Raw genomic sequence first — 23,882 nt, forward strand, 5'->3', positions numbered from 1 at the left:
TATCTTTATTAAGAGTTTTAACAATCATTAACATTTTAATCATGAAAAAAATCATTTTGGCCGCAGTGGTACTATTTGCAGCAACTTTTACCATGAGCGCTCAACAGTACCATGTAGTTACCAGCGTTGAATCCATAGTACCCAACGGTTTGGGACGGTCTAGGATCATAAACGCCTTGGAAGATAAGGATTACAAAGAGTTTACAAGTGTCCAAACCGAGGATGACAATACCCGTAACAAATCCAAAAGAAACGAAATCCGTGTAAAGAATTTTGAGGAAACCAAGCTATTGAACTTCTACAATATAGGCGGTATCCGTTTTCAGAACATTGCGGCCAACGATGCCCTTATCACTTCCATGATCAACGATATGGTTTCCAATGGATGGGAGCTGGCCTTTGTGGTAAGCGGTGTGGAAAGTGAAGGTGGTAAAGGAGACGGACAAGGTATTTTTATAACCCGTTACATCTTTAAAAAGTAAATGCTTCCTTAGTCATCAAACAAAAAGAGGGTGAATTCTAAAAATCTCGTTATCTGTTAGTTCGAGCACAGTCGAGAACCTAAAGTAATTTGATAATCAATGGGTTTCGACTGCGCTCAACCTGACAAATTCAAACTTTTGTTGCTTTTTATACCTTTAGTTTGCAAGTGTATTATATTTAAAAGAGAAAAGAATAGGTGAACTAATTTTTAGACTAAGTAATCTTATAGGAGGACTTAAAGGCTGAAGTAGACCTATTCCTTTTCCCTTTTAGTTGATAGAGCCCATTAGAATTATAGGTTTCCAGACCTAGTAAAGGTATCAGCTTAATCAACATATTGTTTCACTTGTAAACCAAAAATAATGAATTATTCTTGTTATGTGGGAATCGATGTTTCCAAATCTGTTTTCGACGCTTACTTTATTTCTTCTTCAAAATCCTCACATAAGGCATTCCCCAATACAGAAGAGGGTTTTGCCCATTTATTGGAATGGCTTGGAATAAATGGTGAGGATGTGCACAACACTTTGTTCTGTGCTGAAAATATGGGTGATTACGTCCTGGATCTATCTGTTTGGTTGTATTCCAGGGAACTTCCTGTTGCCATGGCCTGTCCGTTGGACATAAAAAAATCCTTGGGGATACAACGCGGAAAAACGGATAGGGTCGATGCACTGAAGATTGCTCGATACGCGAAAAAAAACCATTCCGAATTGCCTTTGTTCACACCAAAAGAGGAAGCGGTCGAACAACTCAAAAGTTGGATGATCATCAGGAATCAATTGGTAAAGCAGCAAACAGCCTTGTTAAAAATATTGAGGGGTCAAAAGCTACAGGGCAAGCATTACGACAAAACCTCCCAAGTGTCTTTCTTGACGGAAAGACTTGACAGGTTGAAACTGGAGATAAAACAGGTGGAAAAACAAATGGGGGAGTTAATGGCAGAGCATTCGTCCATCCAAAAAAACTCCCGACTGCTGGAATCAATCCCGGGAATTGGCTTTATAAATGCCTGTATGCTAATATGCGCAACGCATAACTTCAATAAGTTTAACGACCATAGAAAATTCGCTTGTTACTCTGGCATAGCCCCTTTTGAATATTCTTCAGGTTCTTCCGTTCGGGGCAAAACCAAGGTGTCACCCATAGCAAATAAAAAAATAAAGGTTTATCTGACCAGTGCGGCCATTACCGCTGTGCGTTGGGATGAACAGCTCAAAAAATACTACCTGCGCAAAATAGGGGAGGGAAAACACAAGGCCTCTGTATTGAATGCCGTAAAGGCCAAATTGGTCGCTAGGTGCTTTGCCGTTATAAAAAGACAGCAGCCTTTTGTTAAGTTGGATTATTAAAAAGACCTTTCAAAAAATTGAAAGGCCTTGATTTTTGCTGAAATTTCTTGCTTGTTAACTTAGAATTCACCCTCTTTTTTATTGATTTAAATTTTCATTAATCCTTAATGTAGACCCTTCCTCCAACAAAGGTTTTTTTATGGACTGTTTGCGGATTCCCGTAAACATACACATCGCCGCCCGCCTTTACGTTGATGTCCACAAGTTCAGATGCAAATACATCTGCCTCACCGCCGGCCGATATCTTAACGTCGGTTGTGGTTGTCCTTAGCGCCCTTCCTTCAAAAATACCACCTGTGTTGAGCACAACCGTTTGGTTTTTTGCCAAACCTGAGGCTTGAACAATACCTCCCGTCACCGCCCTTATGTCGGCATAATCCACATCCATTCCAATACGAATGGTTGCCCCTTCTTGGGCCCGCAGTTCAATTTTGCTTTTCTGTACCATTTCGTTGCACGTAATCTGGGCTCCTTCGTTACCATCGATTACGTCCAAATTGGTATAGTAGACCTCGATCAGGGTGTCCTCGCCCTGAAACTTTTTGTCCAATTGCATTCTGAGTTTCAAGGTTCCATTTTTGTTGGTCCATTTAATGTCATCGACGTTCCAGCCTTTGATCATGATCTTGTTTTCATCGGATTGAATCAAATTGACCTCGATCAAATCAAAAACCTTGATCTTGTTGAACTCACCAACTTCCATATCAATGATTCGTTGCGAAAACATGACCAAGGGAAGCAAAAGAAGACTTAGTGTGTACATTTTTTTCATGATAGCGTGTTTTTACTCCTGAAAGATGATGCTTTTGTGGAATTGTTACAGTTTGAAACAAAAAAACTATTTGCAACCCTGGAATTTAACCAAAGCCACAAATAGTTCTTCGACAATCCTGATTAAAAAAGTGATTGCCCGCAATCAATTAAAAAATCAAGCTAGGCGTTGATGATTTTTTCTTGGTGGTTAATGGATTCCTGATGGATCGCTTTGAACATCTTCAAAATAAATTCCTCGCTCAATCCGCGTTGTTCACCTTCCAAGATCATGTTGCCCAAAATGGCGTTCCAACGATTGCTTTGGAGCACGGCTACGTTCTTTTGCTTTTTCAGTTCGCCAATGCCATCGGAAACTTTCATTCTTTTCCCCAAAAGGTCGATCAATTGATTGTCCAATACATCAATCTGGGCTCTTAGGTTACTCAAACTGTTCTTGTATTCCGCTTCCTCGTCGGTTTCTTTCCTGATACGCAAATCTTTCATGATCTGAACCAATTTTTGGGGGGTTACCTGTTGTGCGGCATCGCTCCATGCATTGTCCGGGTCATAGTGTGTTTCAATCATTAAACCATCAAAGTTCAAGTCCAAAGCCGTTTGTGATACATCAAAGATCATATCACGCTTTCCTGTAATATGGCTTGGGTCGTTTATAATGGGTAGATCAGGGAATTTGGTCTGTAGCTCAATGGCCAACTGCCATTCCGGAATATTACGGTACTTGGTTTTTTCGTAGGTCGAGAATCCTCTGTGGATTACCCCCAATTTTTCAATATTGGCGGAGTGCAAACGCTCCACAGCACCCAACCAAAGGGATAAATCTGGATTTACAGGATTTTTCACCAAAACAATTTTATCGGTTCCTTCCAGGGCATCGGCAATTTCTTGAACGATGAACGGACTTACGGTAGAACGCGCTCCGATCCACAACAAATCCACATCGTGCTCCAAGGCAAGGTCAACGTGTGCCCTATTGGCAACTTCCGTAGCGGTTTTCAAACCGGTTTCCTCCTTTACTTTTTGCAACCACTTTAATCCAATGGCCCCGACTCCTTCAAAATTTCCCGGACGAGTTCTTGGTTTCCAGATTCCAGCACGGTAGTAGCTCACATCGGTATCTTTAAGATCGTGTGCAATTTTTAGCACTTGGTCTTCGGTTTCCGCACTGCACGGACCTGCAACTACCAAGGGATGACCCAAATTCATGTCATCCAACCATTTCCTCATTTCCTTTTTGTTTTCCATAATACGCTCTATTTTTTTGTAAGTGGTATTCCTTTTAGTATTTGTTTTATTTTATTGGTATTACTCATTTCTAGGTGGACATTTTCAAAATCGTTGTCCAATATCAGTTGTTTGAACGTGGTCAGGTTCTGAATGTACTCTTCCAGCGTTTCCACAACATTGTCTTTATTCTGTTCAAAAATCGGTGCCCACATATCGGGCGAACTTTTTGCCAAGCGAACGGTGCTCTCAAAACCACTCCCCGCCATGTCAAAAATATCACGCTCATTTTTTTCTTTCTCAATAACTGTCTTTCCCAACATAAAAGAGCTAATGTGTGATAAATGGGATACGTAGGCGATATGTTTGTCATGTGCTTCGGGGTTCATGTATCGAATCCGCATGCCGATGTCCTGAAAAATGGCCAACGCTTTTTCCTGAAGCTTGAAGGCTGTTTTTTCCACTTCGCAAATAATCATGGTCTTGCCTGTGTACAATCCTTCAAATGCCGCTGCCGGACCCGAAAATTCGGTACCCGCAATAGGGTGGCAGGCCATAAAATTCCTTCGTTTGGGATGGTTTTCAACCTGCTCGCATATCAAACGTTTGGTGGACCCTGCATCCATCACCACGGTTTCTTCTCCGGATGCATCCAGTATTTTGGGCAATTCGGTGACCAAAACGTTCACCGGAATACCCACGTAGACCATATCGGCCGTTTCCAGATCAGAGTAATCCCCTTTTCTGTCTATAATTTGAAGTTCCAGGGCTTCGTCCAGATGAACATCGCTTTTGTCCACACCAATAATCTCCACTTCGGGATGTAATTTTTTCACATCTTTGGCAAAGGAACCCCCAATCAATCCAACTCCTATGATGACTGTTTTCATAATCTAAAATCTTTCAATGGCTTCTTTTATTTTTTCTTCATTTACACAAAGGGAAAAACGAATGTAGCCTTCTCCATTGCTTCCAAAAATGGTTCCCGGGGCAATAAAAATATCTTTATCGTACAATACCTCATCTATAAATTCTTCGGATGGCCCAGCTCCTTCGGGCAATTTGCACCAAACAAACATCCCAACTGCATTTTTATCGTAAGTACATCCCAATTTGTCAGCCAACTTAAACATCGATTCACGTCTTTTGGTGTACACCTCGCCCAATGCTTCAAACCATTCTGGACCACTTTGCAAAGCTGCAATCGCCCCTTTTTGGATTCCGTAGAACATCCCGGAGTCCATATTGCTCTTCACTTTCAACACAGCATTGATGTGTTCCGAACTTCCAAGAACCATCCCCACACGCCAACCTGCCATATTAAAAGTCTTGCTCAAACTGTTCAGCTCCAAGGTGCAAATTTTTGCCCCAGCTATGGATAAGATACTGGTTGGATTGCTGGACAATACAAAACTGTAGGGGTTGTCATTCACCAAAAGAATCCCGTTGGCTTTTGCAAAATTGACCAATGACTCCAGTTGTTCCTTAGTCGCAGTCGCACCCGTGGGCATGTGCGGATAACTGATCCACATGAGTTTCACCTTGGACAAATCCTTTTTGGAGAGCTCCTCCAAATCGGGGAACCAACCGTTTTCTGCTTTTAAGTCGTAATTGACCGCTTTTCCACCCACCAAATTGGTGACCGATGCATAGGTGGGATAGCCCGGGTTCGGCAACAGCACTTCATCTCCTTCATTTAAAAAGGCCATACTAATGTGCATAATTCCTTCCTTGGAACCCATCAAGGGCAAAATTTCGGTGCTGGGGTCCACCGATACAGCAAACTTTTGCTGATAGAAATCCGCAATGGCCTCCCTTAATTGTGGCAATCCTTGGTAGCTTTGGTATTGATGCGCTCCCGCCTCGATAATGGAATCCCGAAGGGTTTCCAATACCTGTGGTGACGGTGCCAAATCCGGACTACCAATCCCCATATTTATGATGGGTTTGCCCTGGGCAATCAACCCCCTTACCTCTCTTAATTTTTTGGAAAAGTAGTATTCCTGTACGCTATTTAGCCTATCTGCTGTTACCATTACAACAATGCATTTTTATATTCCCCCAAAACCTTGAAATCTTCGGCCATGATCTGCATCAAAGACTTGGTCTTGGCAAAGTGCTCATATTTATCAAAAGTTACATCCACAAAAAACGCATACTTCCATGGGGTCTCGATTACGGGCAAGGACTGGATTTTGGTAAGGTTCATATTGCAATCGCTCATCACGTTCAACACAGTTGCCAAACTGCCCCTTTTGTGATCGGTTATAAATCGCAACGATGCCTTGTTGATTTCCTCCTCTGGAAGTACTTTGTTTTGCTTTTTAAGAATGATGAACCGCGTGGAATTATTCACGATGGTCTGTATGTTGTCCGCAATTATGTCCAGATCGTACAGATCGGCAGCCATTTTTGGGGCTATCGCCCCGATGTGTTCCAAGTTTTCATCTTTGATTCTTTTGGCCGTCTCCGCTGTATCCACACTTTCCACCAATTTAATTTGGGGATGCGCCTTAAAAAACTCCTTGCACTGCAACAGCGCCATAGGGTGCGAATGCACTTCTTGGACATCATCAAAAGATTTTCCCTTCATCACCATTAGGTTATGGTGGATGTTTAGATAATGCTCCCCGATTACATGAATGTTGTTGTGATACACCAAGTTGTAATTGGGTATAATCGAACCGGCGATGGAGTTTTCAATGGCCATTATACCTTTATCGGCGGTACCGATCAACAAATTGTCCACGACTGCATCAAAAGAGTTGCACTCTAGCAACTCAATATCATCTCCAAAAAAATCCGTGGCAACCTGATGGTGGTTGGATCCCTTTATTCCTTGTATGGCGACTTTTATTAATTCCATTGCAAAAAAAAAGCCCCGATTGTATCGGGACTTTATAAATTGGTTATACTTTAAACGTATCTACAATAGTCCCGTTCCTCTTTGAAAAAAGAAGTAAAAATAAAAACGGTTCCAGAAATACGTGTTTGTCATCTCGTTGTTAATTGTCGGCTAATTTAGGTATTCAATTTGAAACACACAGACATTCCCAAATTTTTTTTGATTTTTTTCAAAAAAGAGATTTTCACTGCACATTATTTGACAGAAACCATGCTTTTTTAAGAATTCCTATTTCCGCGATTACCCCTGAGCATTTCCAAACCACATTTCCTAGATTTTGAAACCCAAGGATTAAACCATCTAAAAGTGTATTTTTGATTCGACTCTAAGGCTTCACAATGAAAAATGGAAGGTATACTTTAAGAGAAAAGCCAAAATTTGAAATTGATTTGTCCGATAATTCCATTAAAATAATTGATAAAAGCAAGGTTCAGTCAAACTCATCATTTATACTTGATAAGATTGAAACCTTTGAAACAAAAGAAAGAGGAACCAATTGGTTGATTACCATCCTTAGTTTTGTTGTGGAAATCTTTTCGGGTATTTCCGTTCCCGGAAAATATTCAGAAGGTTCACAATTGCTTATGGAATATCAAGGAAGTACATTTAAGTATTATCTGAATGATTGTGACCTGAATCTTTTGAGTGAAATTCAAAACAAACTACAAAACATAACCCAATAAATGTCCATCACCGTACAGAACATAACAAAAACCTTTGGTTCGCAAAAAGCATTGAACAATGTTTCGTTTACCATAAACAAGGGAGAAGTCGTAGGTTTTTTAGGGCCAAACGGTGCCGGAAAATCCACCATGATGCGAATTTTGACCACTTTTTATAAAGCGGACAATGGTAAAGCAGCTGTAAATGGTTTTGATGTGTTGGAGGCTGAAAAAGACGTTCAAAAAAGTATTGGGTACCTGCCAGAGCACAATCCGCTGTACTTGGAAATGTATGTAAAAGAGTTTTTGGCCTTTAATGCGGATGTCCACAAGGTGGACAAATCCAAAATAAATGAGGTGATAGCGCAAACAGGACTCTCTCCTGAAGCCCACAAAAAAATCGGACAGCTATCCAAAGGATACCGCCAGCGTGTTGGGCTTGCCGCTGCGTTACTGCACAATCCCGAAGTTTTGATCTTGGATGAACCCACCACGGGACTCGACCCCAACCAATTGATCGAGATCCGAAAACTGATCCGGGAGATCGGCAAAGAGAAAACCATTTTACTTTCCACACATATTATGAAAGAGGTCGAAGCTGTTTGCGACCGGGTGATCATCATCAACAAAGGGGAACTGGTGGCCGACAAAAAACTGGAGGAACTTCGCGAAGCCGAGGAACAGATCATTGAAGTGGAGTTTGATTATCGTGTGGAAGAACAATTGCTACAGCAAATGCCGAATGTTTCCAAAGTGAAAAATACCGGTGGTTTCGTTTATGAAATTACCTTCAACACTTCAAAAGACATGCGACCCGTAGTGTTCGATTTTGCCCACGACAATACATTAAAAACACTACAACTCAGCAGAAAGAACAAAAATTTGGAGAGCTTGTTTACCGAACTTACTTCTTAACCTTTTCCGGTTCTGCTTGATTTGACCAAGGTTTGAAATTGTCGAAAAACCGTTGAAAATATGGTACTTTTGCGGTTCAGAAGAAAAAGGACCTATGAAGAAGAACAACGCCAAATTGGAACTTTCCAAAGAAGAAATGAAAAACTATGGCTATCAGATTGTGGATGCCATTGTGGAACATCACGCTACACAAGATCAAAAATTGCCCGTAGCCCTTGGCTCACGTGAAGAAATGGATTCTTTGTTCCTCGAAGAGGCTCCCGAAAAAGGTTCCGAACCATCTCAGGTGCTTAATTTTGTCCTGGAAAAAGTAATGACCAATAGTGCCAATATGGCGCACCCAAGGTCTTTTTCATTTGTTCCCGGCCCAAGTAATTATGTAAGCGTTATGGCCGATGCACTTGCAACGGGCTACAACATCTTCTCTGGAGGATGGGCCGCCAGTCCTGCAGCAGCTGAGCTGGAAATTGTCACCATTCAATGGTTATTGAAGATTTTTGGTTTTCCAAAGAAAAAGGGAGGCGGTATTTTTACCAGCGGCGGTTCTATGGCCAACCTTACCGCGGTGGTCACAGCTCGAAGAATAAAGTGTGGTGATGATTTCTCCAAAGCCGTGATTTATCTTTCCGACCAGGCACACTCATCCAATATTAAGGCCATTCGGGTGTTGGGCTTCAAAAAAGAACAGATCAGGGTAATTCCTACGGATAATGAATTGAAATTTTCCGTAAACAAATTGAAGAACTGTATTGCCAAAGACAGACTGGAAGGCCTTTATCCCTTCTGTTTGATAGCCACCGCGGGAACTACCAACACGGGAACGGTTGACCCATTGGTGGAATTGGGGAAAATATGCAAAAAAGAGGATATTTGGTTCCATATTGATGGTGCCTATGGCGGTGCGGCTATCTTGTCCAAAAAGGGCAAACAGGCTATGAAAGGTATCGAGAAAGCCGACTCCTTGACCGTGGACCCCCACAAATGGTTCTTCCAGCCTTATGAAATGGGCTGCCTTTTGGTTCGGAACCACAAAAACCTGAGCCATACCTTCACCGAAAAACCAGAATATTTAAGGGATATTGAAGGGAATACTTCTGAAATCAATTTTTATGACCACGGCATTCAATTGACCCGTAGGTTCAGGGCCCTAAAATTTTATATGTCCCTAAAAACCTTTGGTTTAAAGGAATTCCGAGATGCCATCACCTATAATATTGATTTGGCTGAAGAAGTGGAAACGATGTTACGGGGCAGCAAAAGTTGGGAAGTGGTTTTCCCGGCAACCTTGGCCGTCATCAACTTTAGGTACAACCCCATAAGCAAGAATTATTCAGAGAAGGAATTGGACAAAATCAACCAGTACATTTCTGAAAAAGTAGTGGAGTCACGCAAAGCATTGCTGGTCACCACTATTTTGAATGGACAAATTGTACTTCGGATGTGTCTCATCAACCCAAGAACCACCATGAAGGATGTGACCGATACGTTTGACCTCTGCAAAAAGTATGCTTTGGACATTGAGGCGAAATTGGCAAGTAAGGTTTAGACCGTACCATCAAAAATAGCATCAATGGCCAGGTCCAATTCTTTTTGCACCTTTGGATCGGTACAATTAATCAAAATGGAAACCACTTTTTGATCATTGGGATACACAAAAAGATTGGTATAAGTGCCAACACTGTTTCCCACATGACCATAAAAAGGCCTCCCCTTTGCATCTTGACTCACTTGAAATCCAAGACCGTAGTAGGTGGGTTTGCCATCTATAATTTGAGATGCCAATAATTCATCATAGATTGCTGCCTTTAGCAATTTTCGCTCTAAAATGGCTTGTCCTAGTTGTGCCACATCGTCACAGGTGGACAAATATCCGCCACCAGCCAGTTTGTATGTGTTATTTACCTCAACGGCCTCTTTAAACCCCAATGCTTTTTTGGTATAGAATTGTGCTATGTTCTCGACTGTACTCGAACTGACATCTTTTTGGGGAGGGAATGTAGTTTCCAATCCCAAAGGCATCAAAATAGTATCCTTTATATATTGTTGAAATGATATTCCGCTCGCTTCTTGCATAGCCAAGGACAGCAATACAAAATCGAAACTGTTGTATAGATAACTGGTTCCAGGCTCAAAAAACAAGGGGTCGTTTTTAAAGATTTCCATACCGTCTTTGATGGAGTAATTTTGGTTCAAAGCGTATTCCTTGCCCCGATACCCACGAATCCCTGCAGTATGACTCGCCAATTGCCGCAACGTAAAATCGTATTTCTTTTTGGGGTAATAGGGTACGTAGGTGTAAAAAGATTCATCCAAATCCACAATCCCATCCTCTACCATTTTGCCCAAGGCCAATCCAGTGATACATTTAGAAATACTAGCGATGCGAAAAACCGTACGTTTAGGATCTACCTTATCCCTGTTTTCCAAATCGGCAAATCCATATCCTTTTTGAAGTACCTTCCCACCATTATCCATAATGGTAATAGCCAAACCCGGCACTTTTTTGTCAGTGATCAAATTGTGGAGAATTATATCCACTTGCTCTAAACCTTTACCTCCGTTCATAAAACCGATCTTTAAAAATGACGAAAAGATATATTAACATCTGCAGGGTTTCCCAAGGATTTGGTTTAAATATCGAAAATAAAGAGAAATATAAAAGTTTCTGAAAACCAACTTCATTGTTAGAAGCTACATCAATCTTGGAAAATCAACTTCCCATTGTAGAGTTCCTCCACTTCTACTTCTGGTGGACGGTTAACGCTTATCACATCTCCTGTCCCTCGAATAACACCGCCTAACCGTTGTTGAGGGTTAACATAGACATCATTGGAGCCCCTGTGGCTGATACCAATTTTATCGGCGATCAAACCCTCCGCTTCAATCCTTGAATCCCCTGCGGCCACGGTAACATTAAAATTTTCGGTATTTCCTCTAAGCTTAAAGTAAGCTATGCCATTCACCACAATTCTTACCGTGGTCGAATTAAGGCTCAAATCAAAAGAGCCATCCGTTGTTCCGGTTTCAGGATTGCTAAAACTCTCGGAAATCAAGGACAAGTTGGGATAATCCAAAATACCATCACTGGAAATTAACAGGCCTGTACTACTTCGGACTTCCGTGATGTTTGGCGATGTAACATAAACGGTGGTCAGTCCATAATCGCGTATATAGTTGCAACTGTTCTCGTTTCGAAGGACAAGGCGACCATCCTCAACAACTGCTGAAACATCATTCATGAGATATTCCCCGGTCTGGATCTCTACCTGTTGTTCCTCGCCCTGTTTCAATACCACATTTAAGTTTTCAAAAACAGTAATGGCACTAAATTCAGGAACATCTACCGTGTGGCGTGCCAAATCGCCTGCATTTTGGAAACAGTCCGGCACATTATCGCCGTTGCAGGAGGCAAACAAAAAAGAAACCAGCATCAAAAACACCCCAAAAGTCCCCTCAAGGGGACGCTTTTCATTTTGAATGTTGTACTTCCTCATTTTCATAACCTGATTCCTATTCCAAATTCGATCGCCTCTGCTTTGGCCCCATGTGATTTTAATGTGATGGCACCAAAGACTTTGTCTCCAAAATACCGTTTCATCCCAATCCGGTTGTACATCCTTCCCTCAAAATCAAAAGGGTAATATACATAATATCCCAACTGGGCCACAACGCTCATTTTGTTTACGAAGAGTTCATGGCCAAGAAAAAGTCCCACTCTTTTATAGTCGGTATCCGCATCAACGTCCAACTCTGGGAATGCAATGGACTGATACCTGATCAACTCCTTTATAAAGTTGGAAAAGAAAATATCCGTTCCCAATTGAACAGCGTTTCGCTTGCCCAAACGTTTATCGGCGTAAGCAGATATAGTGGCAAAGCCATAACGCCCCATATTGATTACATCACTTTCGTTGGCTCCGCCGCGTAGCACCAGGTTATAACGGACAGGCTCAGTTATTGTCCCTTTTGGTTCGGTTGCCATGTATTCATAATTGGTTTCCTCATCAAGATTATAGGTCAATCCAAAATTTATGGCAAATGTATTGGTCGATGTATTGGGCGCTTTAAAGTTTGCATTGGAATAATGAATGAACGAAAGTCCGGCATTGACCCCCAATCCTGCAAAAAGATTTTCCCTATGATAGTTCAGCATTAATAAAGTACTGCTCAAAATATGGCTTCCGTAGGCATTGTTCCTAAAATTATCGTCTTTGTCATAAGGGTTGTTGGTGTATGCCAACCCTTGTGCCACCCGTAACTGAACGTTTCTTTTAAAGAAATAGAAATTATAGTGCCCGTACACCCCAAAATGTTCCCCAAGAGTTGGATTATTGGTGTTTTGATAGACAAATGTGTACCCTGTATCCGGATACCCAAAATCGGCCTCCCACTCTTTGTGCCCATAAGTTTTTCTGCTGATACCCAAAATCACCCCTCCAGGATGATTGGTGATCAAATGTGAAATATCTGGATTGTGCAGAAGAATGGAACCATAGAATTGGTTCACATCCAATACAAAATCCTTTGGGGCATCATCGGTTTGGCAAAACCCAAAAAATGAAGTCAAAAATACGAATAGGCTAAGTAGGCACCTCATGGGACGCTAATGTAGGAAAATTAAAAAACACCTGTATTCATAAGAAAAGAAAAGAAAGAAAAAACAAGCCTTACTTTACAGATCGGATTGTTCCGCTCCCCCGGACCCTTAACATCAACTTTTAAAAAAGTTCCTTGGCTATGGCCTCGATATTATCCGATTTTCCCATGGAGTAGTAATGCAGTACAGGAACCCCAGCTTCCCTCAATTCTTTGGATTGCTGAATGGCCCATTCCACTCCAACTTTACGCACTTCTTTATTGTTGTTGCAAGCTTCAACGGCATCAATCAGGTCTTGTGGCAGGTCTATACTGAATACTTGTGGCAATAACTGAAGGTGTCTTTTAACGGCAATGGGTTTTATTCCCGGTATAATCGGAACATCGATGCCCATTTCACGAGCGGCCTTTACAAAAGCGAAAAACTTTTGGTTATCAAAAAACATTTGTGTCACCACATAATCGGCTCCCAAATCCACCTTTTGTTTCAACCGCTTCAAATCGGACTGTAAGGATGGGGCTTCCATGTGCTTTTCGGGGTAGCCCGCCACACCAATGCAAAAGCTGTTCAGGTCAGTTGATTCAATCGAATCATGCAAATAATTGCCCTCATTAATATTTTGGATCTGTTCAACCAAATCCGTGGCATATTGGTGTCCACCTTTGGTGGGTGTAAAATATTTTTCCTCTTTTCGGGCATCGCCCCGCAACGCCATTACATTTTCTATCTCCAAATACTGGCAGTCCACTAAAAGGTACTCCGTTTCTTCTTTCGTGAAACCACCACAAAGTACATGGGGAACGGTATCCACATTGTACTTATGCTTTAATGAGGCACAAATGCCCAAAGTTCCCGGGCGTGTACGGGTCAATTTTTTGTCCAGCAACCCATCTTTCTCCTTATAAATGTACTCTTCCCTAGAGGTGGTCACATCAATAAAAGGAGGCTTAAACTCCATTAAGGGGTCGATATTCCTGTAGAGCTCTTGAATGCTTTTTCCTTTTACGGGTGGCACAATCTCAAAACTGAAAAGTGTCTCGCCGTTCGCCTTTTGTATATGGTCGGTGATTTTCATTGGTTATTGATCAACAATATTGGGAGCCAGCCATTTTTGGGCCTCCTCCAGTTTTATATCTTTTCGCTCAGCAAAATCCTTAACTTGGTCTTGCTTTATTTTTCCCAATCCAAAATATTTGGCCTGGGGATGTCCAAAATAATACCCACTGACACTTGCAGCGGGCCACATGGCCAGACTATCGGTAAGTTTCACACCTATTTTTTCTTCCACGTCCATCATCTCCCAAATGGTAAGTTTCTCCAAGTGGTCGGGACAGGCAGGGTAACCGGGTGCGGGTCGGATACCTCGATATTTTTCTTTGATCAGCTCCGTATTGTCGAGGTTTTCATCCACTGCATAGCCCCAATATTTGGTTCGGACTTCTTTGTGAAGATATTCTGCAAAAGCCTCTGCGAACCTGTCCGCCAAAGCTTTGATCATAATGGAATTGTAATCATCGTGATTTTTTTCAAACTCAGCGGCCAATTCTTGGGTACCAAAACCTGCACTCACGCAAAAACAACCTATGTAATCTTGAATTCCTGAATCCTTGGGGGCGATAAAATCAGCCAATGCGATATTGGGAACCCCTTCGCGTTTCTTCAATTGTTGACGAAGGGTTCTAAAAATGAAGGTTTCATCATCATTTTCAACTTCTATATCATCTTCATTGATTTGACTGGCAGGAAACAACCCGAAAATGGCCTTGGCCTTCAATAGTTTTTCATCCAACACTTGGTTCAAAAGCTCTTTGGCATCTTTAAAGAGTTCTTTAGCCTGTTCTCCAACAACCTCATCGGTCAAAATATCGGGGTATTTTCCGTGCAGGTCCCAGCTTCGAAAGAATGGGGACCAATCAATAAACTCTTCCAATTTGGTCAAATCAAAATCTTCCCAGACCTCAATGCCCAACTGGTTTGGTTTTTTAATGTCGGATGGATCCCACTCGATTTGAAGTTTGTTCTTCCTTGCTTGCTCCACGGTCAAATATTCCTTCTGCTTGCCACGTTTCAAAAACTTGTCCCTGAAGCTTTCATAATCCAGCTTGATGGCTTTTTTATAACCCGCAGAAGTCTCATCCTGAAGCAAATCGCCCACTACTGTCACGGCTCTTGAGGCATCGTTCACATGTACCACAGCTTGACTGTATTGAGGGTCGATCTTCACTGCCGTATGGGCTTTGCTCGTGGTAGCACCGCCAATCAACAGCGGAACCTCAAAGTTTTGGCGCTCCATTTCTTTGGCCAAAAATACCATTTCATCCAAGGATGGGGTAATCAACCCGCTCAAACCGATAATATCGACCTGTTTTTCCTTGGCCGCGTTTATAATTTTTTCCGGTGGCACCATCACTCCAAGATCCACGATTTCGTAGTTGTTGCAGGCAAGCACTACGCTCACTATATTTTTTCCAATATCGTGCACATCGCCCTTAACGGTGGCCATCAGTATTTTTCCGGCCGCCTTGGCATTTTTGTCTTTGGATGCTTCAATATATGGCGTCAAATAGGCAACAGCCTTCTTCATCACCCTAGCGGACTTTACCACCTGTGGCAGAAACATTTTCCCGCTTCCAAAGAGATCGCCCACCACGTTCATTCCGGTCATCAAATTGCCTTCTATAACATGTAAAGGTTTGGCAGCCTGCTGGCGGGCCTCTTCCACATCTTCAATAATATATTGGTCTATTCCCTTGACCAAGGCACGGGTAATACGGTCTTGTAGCGGTTCTTCCCTCCACGAAAGGTCTACTTTGCTTTCCTTTGTGGTTCCCACAACGGTTTCCGCAAATTCCAATAGGCGTTCGGTGGCATCGTCCCGCCTATCCAATAGTACATCTTCTACATGTTCGAGCAGGTCTTTGGGTATGTCATCATAGACCTCCAACATGGTAGGGTTTACGATCCCGATATTCATCCCGGCCTTAATGGCATGGAACAAAAAGGCTGAATTTATGGCCTCCCGCACTGGATTGTTTCCCCTAAAGGAGAACGAAACATTGCTCACTCCCCCACTGACGCTGCAATAGGGAAGGTTTGCCTTTACCCAACGGGTTGCTTCTATAAAATCTACGGCATTACGCCTGTGCTCCTCCATTCCCGTGGCCACAGGAAAAATGTTCAGGTCGAAAATGATGTCCTCTGGAGGGAATTTTACCTTATTGACCAGCACATCATAAGATCGTTTGGCAATTTCAATACGACGTTCCAAGTTATCGGCTTGCCCAACTTCATCAAAGGCCATAACAATAACTGCGGCACCATATCGCTTGATCAATTTGGCATGGCGGATAAATTCTTCTTCCCCTTCCTTGAGACTGATGGAATTCACCACACATTTACCTTGTACTACCTGAAGTCCGGCTTCGATGATTTCCCATTTGGAACTATCGATCATGATGGGCACTCGGGCAATATCGGGTTCGGAAACGATCAAGTTCAAAAACTTGACCATGGCTTTTTCACCATCTATCAGGCCATCATCCATGTTCACATCAATGATCTGGGCACCACCCTCCACTTGATCGCGGGCAATATCCAGGGCCTCATCAAACTTTTCTTCTTTAATGAGCCTTAAAAACCGTTTGGAACCCGCCACATTGGTGCGTTCCCCTACGTTAATGAAATTGCTTTCCGGGGTAATAATCAAGGGTTCGAGTCCGCTCAGCTTCAAATATCGTTGTTCGTTGTTCGTTGCCATAACTATGCTGGAGTCAGAAGTTTTCTCGGTTCATAATCCTTTACCACATTGGCAATGGCCTTTATATGCTCTGGAGTGGTTCCACAACATCCGCCAACTATGTTGACCAATCCTTTGTCCACATATTCTTTGACCTGTGCTGCCATTTGTTCGGGTGTTTCGTCGTATTCGCCAAAGGCATTGGGCAATCCTGCATTGGGGTGGGCGGAGGTAGCAAATTCCGATTTTGCCGAAATCACCTCCAAATGGGGCACCAATTGTTTGGCTCCCAAGGCACAATTGAATCCAATGGACAAAATGGGAATATGGGAAACCGAAATCAAAAAGGCCTCGGCCGTTTGCCCAGATAAGGTTCTTCCCGATGCATCGGTGATGGTGCCGCTGACCATCACGGGCACTTCTATATTGCGTTCGTCCTTTACTTCTTCAATGGCAAAAAGGGCTGCTTTGGCGTTGAGGGTATCAAAAATAGTCTCCACCAACAATATATCGGAACCACCATCCAGCAGGGCTTCTACTTGTTGTTTGTAGGCTATTCGGAGTTCATCAAAAGAGACGGCACGATAGCCCGGGTCGTTCACATCTGGGGACATACTGGCCGTTTTATTGGTCGGACCTATGCTTCCTGCCACAAATCGGGGTTTGTCCGGGTCCTTTTTGGTAAATTCCTCCGCTACTTGCTTTGCAAGCTTCGCGGATTCATAATTCAGTTCATACACCAATTCTTCCATACCGTAATCGGCCATGGCTATGGTTGTACCCGAAAATGTATTGGTTTCAATGATGTCCGCTCCTGCTTCCAAAAACATTCGATGGATATCTTTGACGGCCTCTGGTCGGGTCAAGGACAACAAATCGTTGTTTCCCTGCAAATCACTGGGCCAATCCTTGAACCGTTCTCCCCTAAAATCTTCCTCCTTGAATTTATAGCGCTGCAACATGGTGCCCATGGCCCCATCCAACACCAAAATCCGTTTCTTCAATATATCTTCAATTTTTTCCATAATACATTCTTCCTTCAAAAGAGGTTGCAATGGTATCAAGAAAAGTGCGGTAAATACTTTGATAATGTATTTTTTCGTTATCCTTCCCCAATGGCAGGATGTTGCTCCGTACTTTCCCGAGAATCGTTCAGGACAAGGGTAGAATGTAGCACCTTCTCGAAGTCGAGGGTTGCTAAGGCTTCAACGGGTCCAATCCCTCCACCTTTCTTGATAACACTTTCAACTTATAAATGAACTGAACTGCAAAGAAACGGTACTCCCCAGTGAAAAGCAAAAAATGCCCATTAATTTTTAGAAAACCAACAATAAAAAACGGATTGATCGCTCAACCCATTTTTATCACATTTATGTGATGTTTTTTAGACCATCATCCCGCCCGAGACCTCAATGCGCTGCGCATTGATCCATTTCGCGTCATCCGTACACAAGAAAGCCACCACTCCGCCTATGTCACTTGGGGTTCCAACACGGCCCAAGGCTGTAAAATTGGATATAGCGGCCCTTTTGGCTTCATCATTTTTATTGGTTCCGCCACCAAAATCGGTCTCAATGGCCCCAGGGGCAACCACATTTGACCTTATTTGACGCGCTCCCAATTCCTTTGCTTGATATCGGGTCAATGCCTCGATGGCCGCTTTCATGGACCCATAGACCGAATAACCGGGAAAGGAGAACCGTGCCAATCCGCTGGAAACATTCACGATACCTCCACCATCAGCAAGGATGGGCAACAGTTTTTGGGTCAAGAAAAATGCTCCCTTGAAATGAATGTTCACGAGAGCATCGAACTGTTCTTCTGTGGTTTCACTGATCGGGGCATTGATTCCTATCCCGGCATTGTTGATCAAGAAATCAATCCCTGATGCCCCAAAATGGGAATCAACCCCTTTTTTGACCTCATCCGCGAAGGCATCAAAACTTTGGTTATCGGCAACATCCAATTGAAGCGCGTAGGCTTTTCGACCAATTTTTTCAACTTCGTTCACCGTTTTGTCCGCCTGATCCTTGTTACTGTGGTAGGTCAACAAAACATGCAATCCCTTCTTTGCCAAATTGATGGCCATATCCTCGCCTAGTCCACGGCTACCACCGGTTACCAATGCAATTTTTTCTTTGCTCATTTTATTTGATTTTTGATTTTAAAACAAAATTAGCCGGGCATGTCCCTGTGGGGTTGCGAGCATCAATCTGTTTTTTGTAAAAATCAAACTTTGACGAAGGACCTAAATTTTAAAGGGGATAGCTGCGCATGTTTTTTAAAGAAATTGGAAAAATGGGCCACTTCCTCAAAACCCAAACTGAACGCGATTTCGGAAATGGTCCAATCTGTGTTGTTGAGCAGTATTTTGGCTTCCTCGAATATTCTTGCATGGATTATCGCAGTTGTTGTGCTGCCCGTAGTCTCTTTGAGTACTTTATTGAGGTGATTGGCATGTACGGCCAAACGCTCGGCAAAGTCGTTGGCGGTTTTCAACAGCAATCTTTGGGCCGGGGTGTTTATAGGAAATTGCCGTTCCAATAGCTCCACAAACATATCGGTGATGCGGATGGCGGCATTTTTTCCGTTTTCCAGGGGTTGGACCGGATGTAGTTTTTGTCCCATGTGCAGCAATTCAATCACATAGGCCCGTATCAAATCAAATTTGAATGGGTAGTCGGAAGAAAGCTCCCCATCTATTTTTTTAAAGAGGTTTTCCAGTTCCGCATAATGTTCCTCCGAGATGTTGAGTATGGGATAACCTCCTGGTTGAAATAGGGGCAGTTTTTCCAAAATGATTCCACTTTTATCTTTAGATAAAAAGTTTTCGGTAAAAACGCAGAAATACCCTGATTGGTCTTCATCCTGTGGCACATAATTATAGGGAATCCGGGGCGAGGCAAACAAAAGGGCCTTGTCCTCAATATGAATCACCTTGTCGGCATACTCCGCACGGTTTTTTCCATTGATAAGGCTGATCTTGAAATAGGAACGCCTATCATACCGCATTTCACCTTTGCTCAACCTTGTACGGTACTCGGCGATATTAAAAACATTGAAATGGCCGATATCCTTCCCAATATTTTCGGGAATGGGCAAATGTAGCTTACCATAGAAATCGTGCAATGTAAAAAGACTGTCCATTCCCTGTAAAATTCAAATATACTTTAAAAACAAAAACACCCCCCAGAATTACTTCTGGGAGGCGTCCTCTCTTCTAAAACAAATAATTAATTAATGCTCTGTACTACTTCTTTTTTGGCCTCTTTTTTGGATCCGTCAAATCCTTGCACACCGCCAACGGTGGTATATTTCATTACAAATCGCTTATCCGGGTTGATGATTTGGTAAGCGTATTGACACATCACGGCCGCCTCGTGGAATCCGGATAGGATCAACTTCAGTTTCCCTGGATAGGTGTTGACATCGCCAATGGCAAATACCCCTGGAAGATTGGTCTGATAATCCTTCGCATTGTTCACTTTGATGGCATTTTTCTCAATTTCCAAGCCCCAGTTGCCCAAAGGACCCAATTTTGGGGACAATCCGAACAATGGGATAAAGAAATCTGTTTCCACATAGGTGGATTCCTTATCTTCATCGTTGTACTTGATCACTACGGCATGCAAATCCTCCTTGCCATGGATTTCCTTTACCTCGGCCTTGGTGAACAATTGTATTTTGCCCAATTTGGCAAGTTCCCGTGCTTTTTCCACAGAATCGAGCGCACCACGGAATTCGTTTCTACGGTGTACCAAGGAAACTTCGGAAGCCACATCGGCCAAAAAGATGGCCCAATCCAATGCAGAGTCCCCTCCACCGGAAATCACCACTTTCTTATCACGGAACTGCTCTGGATCCTTTACCATATATTCCACTCCCTTGCTTTCAAAGAGGCCAATATTTGGAATCATGGGTTTTCTGGGTTCAAAAGACCCTAATCCGCCAGCGATTACAACAACCGGGGCATGATGCTGCGTTCCCTTGTTGGTGGTAACGATATAGGAACCGTCTTCTTGCTTATCCAAGGTTTCTGCACGCTCTCCCAAGGTAAAACCTGGTTCAAATGGTTTGATTTGCTCCATAAGGTTATCTACCAAGGTTCCTGCCAAAATCTCTGGATAGGCAGGGATGTCGTAAATGGGTTTCTTGGGATAGATTTCCGAACATTGCCCTCCTGGTTGTGCCAATGCATCGATTAAATGACATTTTAGTTTGAGCAATCCTGCTTCAAATACGGTAAACAATCCTGTTGGCCCTGCTCCGATTATAACAATATCTGTTTTGATCATAATTCTCCTTTTAAATGCTCTTGAAGTCCCTTTCGGCTACGCTCAGGGTGACATACTTCGAGCTGACACTTGATTTAAATTTTCTCTAGCAATTTTTTTCCCTGATGTTGATATTTATTTTGAATATCCAATATTTTTTGACGGTGGTTGACCACTTCGCCAATAACTATAATGGCAGGATTGGACAGCTGCTGCTCCTTTGCCTTGTGCTCAATGGAAGCAACAGTGCCAATACCTATTTTTTCGTTTTCCATGGTTCCATTTTGAATGATGGCCACTGGGGTTTCCTTTTTCCCTTCTTCTTTGAAGCATTGCATGATTTCCCCCAGTTTGGACATTCCCATAAGGATAATTACCGTTGCATTGGATTTTGCTGCCAAGCTTACATCGCTGGACAACTTGTGTTCCTTGGTAGTTCCGGTTATCACCCAAAAACTTTCGGCAGCACCCCTTTTGGTCACGGGAATGTGTTGTGATGCCGGCACGGATACCGAGGACGAAATTCCCGGCACTACGGCCACTTCTATCCCAAATGCTGATGCGTGTTCCATTTCTTCGGCTCCCCTGCCAAACACAAATGGGTCTCCTCCTTTCAATCGTACTACGTGCAATCCCTGGGTTGCCCGTTCTACAATCAAATCGTTGATTTGTTTTTGTTGATAGGCATAGCAACCTTTGCGCTTGCCCACAAATATTTTCTCCGCATGTGGGGCGTGCTCCAATAATCTGGAATCGACCAAGGCATCGTACAGCACCACATCTGCACCTTGCAGGGCCTTAACTCCCTTTAGGGTGATCAATTCCACATCTCCCGGGCCTGCGCCCACTACTGTCAACTTTCCGCTATGCATGTTCCAACTCTAATTTTCTGAACGTCTCCAATCTGTTCAAAACAGTTTTGGCATCTTCCAAATAACTTTTCGCAAAGGCTTCGGATGGTTTGTTCTTGTTTAATTGAAGGGCTATTTTATCAAACCCGCCCTCGAAGGCTATTTTCCCTTCTTCCACATACAGTTTATCAAAATCCCTGATAATGCTGGCATGGGTATTGACCTTGACTTTCTCTGCTGTCAACAATGCTTTTGCAGAGTTCACAATGGATTGATAGGAATAATAGATACTTGCCGCCCATTTTCCGTCATTGATGGCCTCTTCGGCATTTTCTATTTTTTCTTGGCTCTCAAAGAACAGTGTTGCCACTAGATCTACGATGACTCCGGCACACTCCCCGATTCCTATTTCCTTTTTATATTTTTCTTCATTGCCCCAATCGATAAAATCTTCTTGGGTAAGATTGTCCACATCCGTTAAAGGCTTAAGGAAATCATAGAAATAATGTTGTCCTTTTTCCTCGTAATAATCGGTAAACGATGCCCCGTTTCCATTGGCCTCAAAATCATCCAAGATAAGACGTAATGCCTGTGGCCCTCGTTTACTTGGAATCTTGGCCACTTTATCGGCAAATCTTGCATTGCCATCGCCAAAATTTCCTCCTCCCAACAAAACCTGAAGGGCAGGTGCCACCAATTTATCCTTGGTACGCACGGACATTCCCTGAAACCCGATGTGGGCCATATTGTGCTGTCCGCATGCGTTCATGCATCCACTGATCTTGATAACGACATCCGGATTTTTGATGTACTGTGGGTATTCTGCCTTGATTACACGTTCCAGCTCATCGGCAATACCGGTGCTACTGGCAATTCCAAGGTTACAAGTGTCTGTCCCAGGACAAGCTGTGATGTCCAAAGCTTTATTATAACCTGCTTCGGCAAAGCCCAATTTCTTCAGCTCTTGGTAAAAGAAAGGAAGCAATTCCTCTTTTACGTAGGGAATCAATATGTTTTGTCTGAGGGATAATCGAATCTCCCCAGCAGCATAGTCCTCTACCAATTTTGCCAGTTCACGGGCCTTATCGGTATAGAAGTCGCCCAAAAGCACTTTTATACCTATGGCCACATAGCCTTCTTGTTTTTGAGGTACCAAGTTGGTGGATTTCCAAGCTTCAAAAGCTCCTTGATCCTCAATGGTAACTTCCGGAGTTTCGACCTCAGCAACGTTTACTTTGGGGTAATCTTCAAAGTTAATGGGATAGGTTTTGTGCGGGATGGCCAATTGTTCTTCATCGAGCAATTTCCTGAAACCATCCAGACCAATATCCTTCAACAAGAATTTCATACGGGCTTTTGCCCTACTCTTACGTTCTCCGTATCTATCAAATACACGGATTACGCCTTCCATCAAAGGAATGATTTTATCCGTAGGCAAAAAGCTGTACAATTCATCGGCGTGGCGTGGTTGTGACCCCAATCCACCGGCCAACATGACTTTAAAGCCTCTTTCCCCATTTTTTTCTTTGGCGATAAAACCCAGGTCGTGCATGTAGGACAAGCCGGTATCTTCATCGCTGGCGGAAAAGGAAACTTTGAATTTTCTTCCCATTTCCTGACCTATTGGGTTTCTTAGGAAATACTCGAACACGGCATGGGCATAAGGCGAAACATCAAAAGGTTCGTTCACATCGATACCTGCCGTTTCACTTGCCGTAACGTTACGGACAGTATTCCCACAGGCTTCGCGAATGGTTACTTCGTCCCTTTCCAATTGGGCCCAAAGCTCTGGGGTCCGTTCCAAATCCACGTAGTGGATCTGGATATCTTGACGGGTGGTGATATGCAATCGCCCCCTAGAATATTCATCGGAAACATCGGAAATTCGAAGCAATTGATTGGAAGTGACCTTGCCGTAAGGTAATTTTATCCTAACCATTTGCACCCCTGGTTGGCGCTGTCCATAAACACCACGGGCCAAACGAAGACTTCGGAATTTTTCCTCATCTACATTCCCACCTTTGAACTCTTGAATCTTTTTCTCCAATTCAATGATGTCCTTTTGTACAACTGGGTTTTCTATTTCTGTTCTAAAGCTTTGCATAATCTATT

21 protein-coding genes and 1 riboswitch are annotated in these 23,882 nt (G+C 42.9%); of the genes, 5 read left to right on the forward strand and 16 right to left on the reverse strand.

The features are described 5' to 3' along the window. Nucleotides 1–41: 41 nt before the first annotated feature. Together VM932_RS08280 and VM932_RS08285 are read left to right on the forward strand one after the other, a co-directional pair. Nucleotides 42–482, forward strand: a complete 441-nt coding sequence (locus tag VM932_RS08280; protein ID WP_163625226.1) for a hypothetical protein — start codon at nucleotides 42–44, stop codon at nucleotides 480–482. Between the two features lie 363 nt (nucleotides 483–845). Continuing rightward, complete coding sequence (locus VM932_RS08285) at nucleotides 846–1,835, forward strand: IS110 family RNA-guided transposase (RefSeq protein WP_326278338.1); 990 nt, start codon at nucleotides 846–848, stop codon at nucleotides 1,833–1,835. Between the two features lie 97 nt (nucleotides 1,836–1,932). Here VM932_RS08285 and VM932_RS08290 read toward each other — a convergent pair whose 3' ends face one another. The 5 genes from VM932_RS08290 to VM932_RS08310 all read right to left on the reverse strand — a co-directional run bounded on the left by VM932_RS08290 (nucleotide 1,933) and on the right by VM932_RS08310 (nucleotide 6,696). Next, nucleotides 1,933–2,607 (reverse strand): head GIN domain-containing protein, encoded by a 675-nt coding sequence (locus tag VM932_RS08290; RefSeq protein WP_326278339.1) that lies wholly within the window; start codon nucleotides 2,605–2,607, stop codon nucleotides 1,933–1,935. Between the two features lie 161 nt (nucleotides 2,608–2,768). Next, a complete protein-coding gene (locus VM932_RS08295) occupies nucleotides 2,769–3,851 on the reverse strand; it encodes a bifunctional 3-deoxy-7-phosphoheptulonate synthase/chorismate mutase type II (RefSeq protein WP_326278340.1) in 1,083 nt (360 codons plus the stop codon). An 8-nt stretch (nucleotides 3,852–3,859) separates the two neighbouring features. After that, nucleotides 3,860–4,720, reverse strand: coding sequence for a prephenate dehydrogenase (locus VM932_RS08300; RefSeq protein WP_326278341.1), 861 nt, complete (start codon nucleotides 4,718–4,720; stop codon nucleotides 3,860–3,862). Between the two features lie 3 nt (nucleotides 4,721–4,723). Further along, nucleotides 4,724–5,866, reverse strand: coding sequence for a pyridoxal phosphate-dependent aminotransferase (locus tag VM932_RS08305; RefSeq protein ID WP_326278342.1), 1,143 nt, complete (start codon nucleotides 5,864–5,866; stop codon nucleotides 4,724–4,726). Next, on the reverse strand, nucleotides 5,866–6,696 hold the full coding sequence (locus VM932_RS08310) for a prephenate dehydratase (protein WP_326278343.1): 831 nt from the start codon (nucleotides 6,694–6,696) through the stop codon (nucleotides 5,866–5,868). The genes VM932_RS08305 and VM932_RS08310 overlap by 1 nt, the downstream gene beginning before the upstream one ends. Before the next feature lie 377 nt (nucleotides 6,697–7,073). Here VM932_RS08310 and VM932_RS08315 point away from each other — a divergent pair, with 377 nt between their 5' ends. From VM932_RS08315 to VM932_RS08325, 3 genes are all read left to right on the forward strand, one after another. Next, on the forward strand, nucleotides 7,074–7,418 hold the full coding sequence (locus tag VM932_RS08315) for a hypothetical protein (RefSeq protein WP_326278344.1): 345 nt from the start codon (nucleotides 7,074–7,076) through the stop codon (nucleotides 7,416–7,418). Beyond that, nucleotides 7,419–8,312 (forward strand): gliding motility-associated ABC transporter ATP-binding subunit GldA, encoded by an 894-nt coding sequence (gldA, locus tag VM932_RS08320; RefSeq protein ID WP_326278345.1) that lies wholly within the window; start codon nucleotides 7,419–7,421, stop codon nucleotides 8,310–8,312. Nucleotides 8,313–8,406: 94 nt separating this feature from the next. Beyond that, on the forward strand, nucleotides 8,407–9,858 hold the full coding sequence (locus VM932_RS08325; protein WP_326278346.1) for a pyridoxal phosphate-dependent decarboxylase family protein: 1,452 nt from the start codon (nucleotides 8,407–8,409) through the stop codon (nucleotides 9,856–9,858). On the opposite strand, the gene VM932_RS08330 is transcribed toward VM932_RS08325, so the two are convergent. From VM932_RS08330 to VM932_RS08380, 11 genes are all read right to left on the reverse strand, one after another. Further along, entirely contained in the window at nucleotides 9,855–10,877 is a 1,023-nt protein-coding gene (locus VM932_RS08330) for a serine hydrolase domain-containing protein (RefSeq protein WP_326278347.1), read from the reverse strand. The genes VM932_RS08325 and VM932_RS08330 overlap by 4 nt on opposite strands. Before the next feature lie 131 nt (nucleotides 10,878–11,008). After that, on the reverse strand, nucleotides 11,009–11,806 hold the full coding sequence (locus VM932_RS08335) for a head GIN domain-containing protein (protein WP_326278348.1): 798 nt from the start codon (nucleotides 11,804–11,806) through the stop codon (nucleotides 11,009–11,011). Nucleotides 11,807–11,808: 2 nt separating this feature from the next. Further along, nucleotides 11,809–12,909 (reverse strand): acyloxyacyl hydrolase, encoded by a 1,101-nt coding sequence (locus VM932_RS08340; RefSeq protein ID WP_326278349.1) that lies wholly within the window; start codon nucleotides 12,907–12,909, stop codon nucleotides 11,809–11,811. A 121-nt stretch (nucleotides 12,910–13,030) separates the two neighbouring features. Next, nucleotides 13,031–13,984, reverse strand: coding sequence for a methylenetetrahydrofolate reductase [NAD(P)H] (gene metF / locus VM932_RS08345; protein ID WP_326278350.1), 954 nt, complete (start codon nucleotides 13,982–13,984; stop codon nucleotides 13,031–13,033). A gap of 3 nt (nucleotides 13,985–13,987) precedes the next feature. After that, complete coding sequence (gene metH, locus VM932_RS08350) at nucleotides 13,988–16,666, reverse strand: methionine synthase (RefSeq protein WP_326278351.1); 2,679 nt, start codon at nucleotides 16,664–16,666, stop codon at nucleotides 13,988–13,990. 2 nt (nucleotides 16,667–16,668) lie between these two features. Further along, on the reverse strand, nucleotides 16,669–17,670 hold the full coding sequence (locus VM932_RS08355) for a homocysteine S-methyltransferase family protein (protein ID WP_326278352.1): 1,002 nt from the start codon (nucleotides 17,668–17,670) through the stop codon (nucleotides 16,669–16,671). A 108-nt stretch (nucleotides 17,671–17,778) separates the two neighbouring features. Then, a riboswitch (SAM riboswitch) is annotated at nucleotides 17,779–17,887 on the reverse strand. 142 nt (nucleotides 17,888–18,029) lie between these two features. Beyond that, complete coding sequence (locus VM932_RS08360) at nucleotides 18,030–18,791, reverse strand: SDR family NAD(P)-dependent oxidoreductase (RefSeq protein WP_326278354.1); 762 nt, start codon at nucleotides 18,789–18,791, stop codon at nucleotides 18,030–18,032. Nucleotides 18,792–18,874: 83 nt separating this feature from the next. Then, a complete protein-coding gene (locus VM932_RS08365) occupies nucleotides 18,875–19,792 on the reverse strand; it encodes a helix-turn-helix domain-containing protein (protein ID WP_326278356.1) in 918 nt (305 codons plus the stop codon). 86 nt (nucleotides 19,793–19,878) lie between these two features. Further along, on the reverse strand, nucleotides 19,879–20,940 hold the full coding sequence (locus VM932_RS08370) for an NAD(P)/FAD-dependent oxidoreductase (protein WP_326278357.1): 1,062 nt from the start codon (nucleotides 20,938–20,940) through the stop codon (nucleotides 19,879–19,881). A gap of 74 nt (nucleotides 20,941–21,014) precedes the next feature. Continuing rightward, on the reverse strand, nucleotides 21,015–21,791 hold the full coding sequence (gene cobA / locus VM932_RS08375; RefSeq protein WP_326278358.1) for a uroporphyrinogen-III C-methyltransferase: 777 nt from the start codon (nucleotides 21,789–21,791) through the stop codon (nucleotides 21,015–21,017). Further along, on the reverse strand, nucleotides 21,784–23,874 hold the full coding sequence (locus VM932_RS08380) for a HEPN domain-containing protein (protein ID WP_326278359.1): 2,091 nt from the start codon (nucleotides 23,872–23,874) through the stop codon (nucleotides 21,784–21,786). Before VM932_RS08380 ends, cobA begins: the two co-directional genes overlap by 8 nt. Between the last annotated feature and the right edge of the window lie 8 nt (nucleotides 23,875–23,882).

The sequence above is a fragment of the Flagellimonas halotolerans genome (assembly GCF_035818535.1).
GTDB classification, from domain to species: domain Bacteria; phylum Bacteroidota; class Bacteroidia; order Flavobacteriales; family Flavobacteriaceae; genus Flagellimonas; species Flagellimonas halotolerans.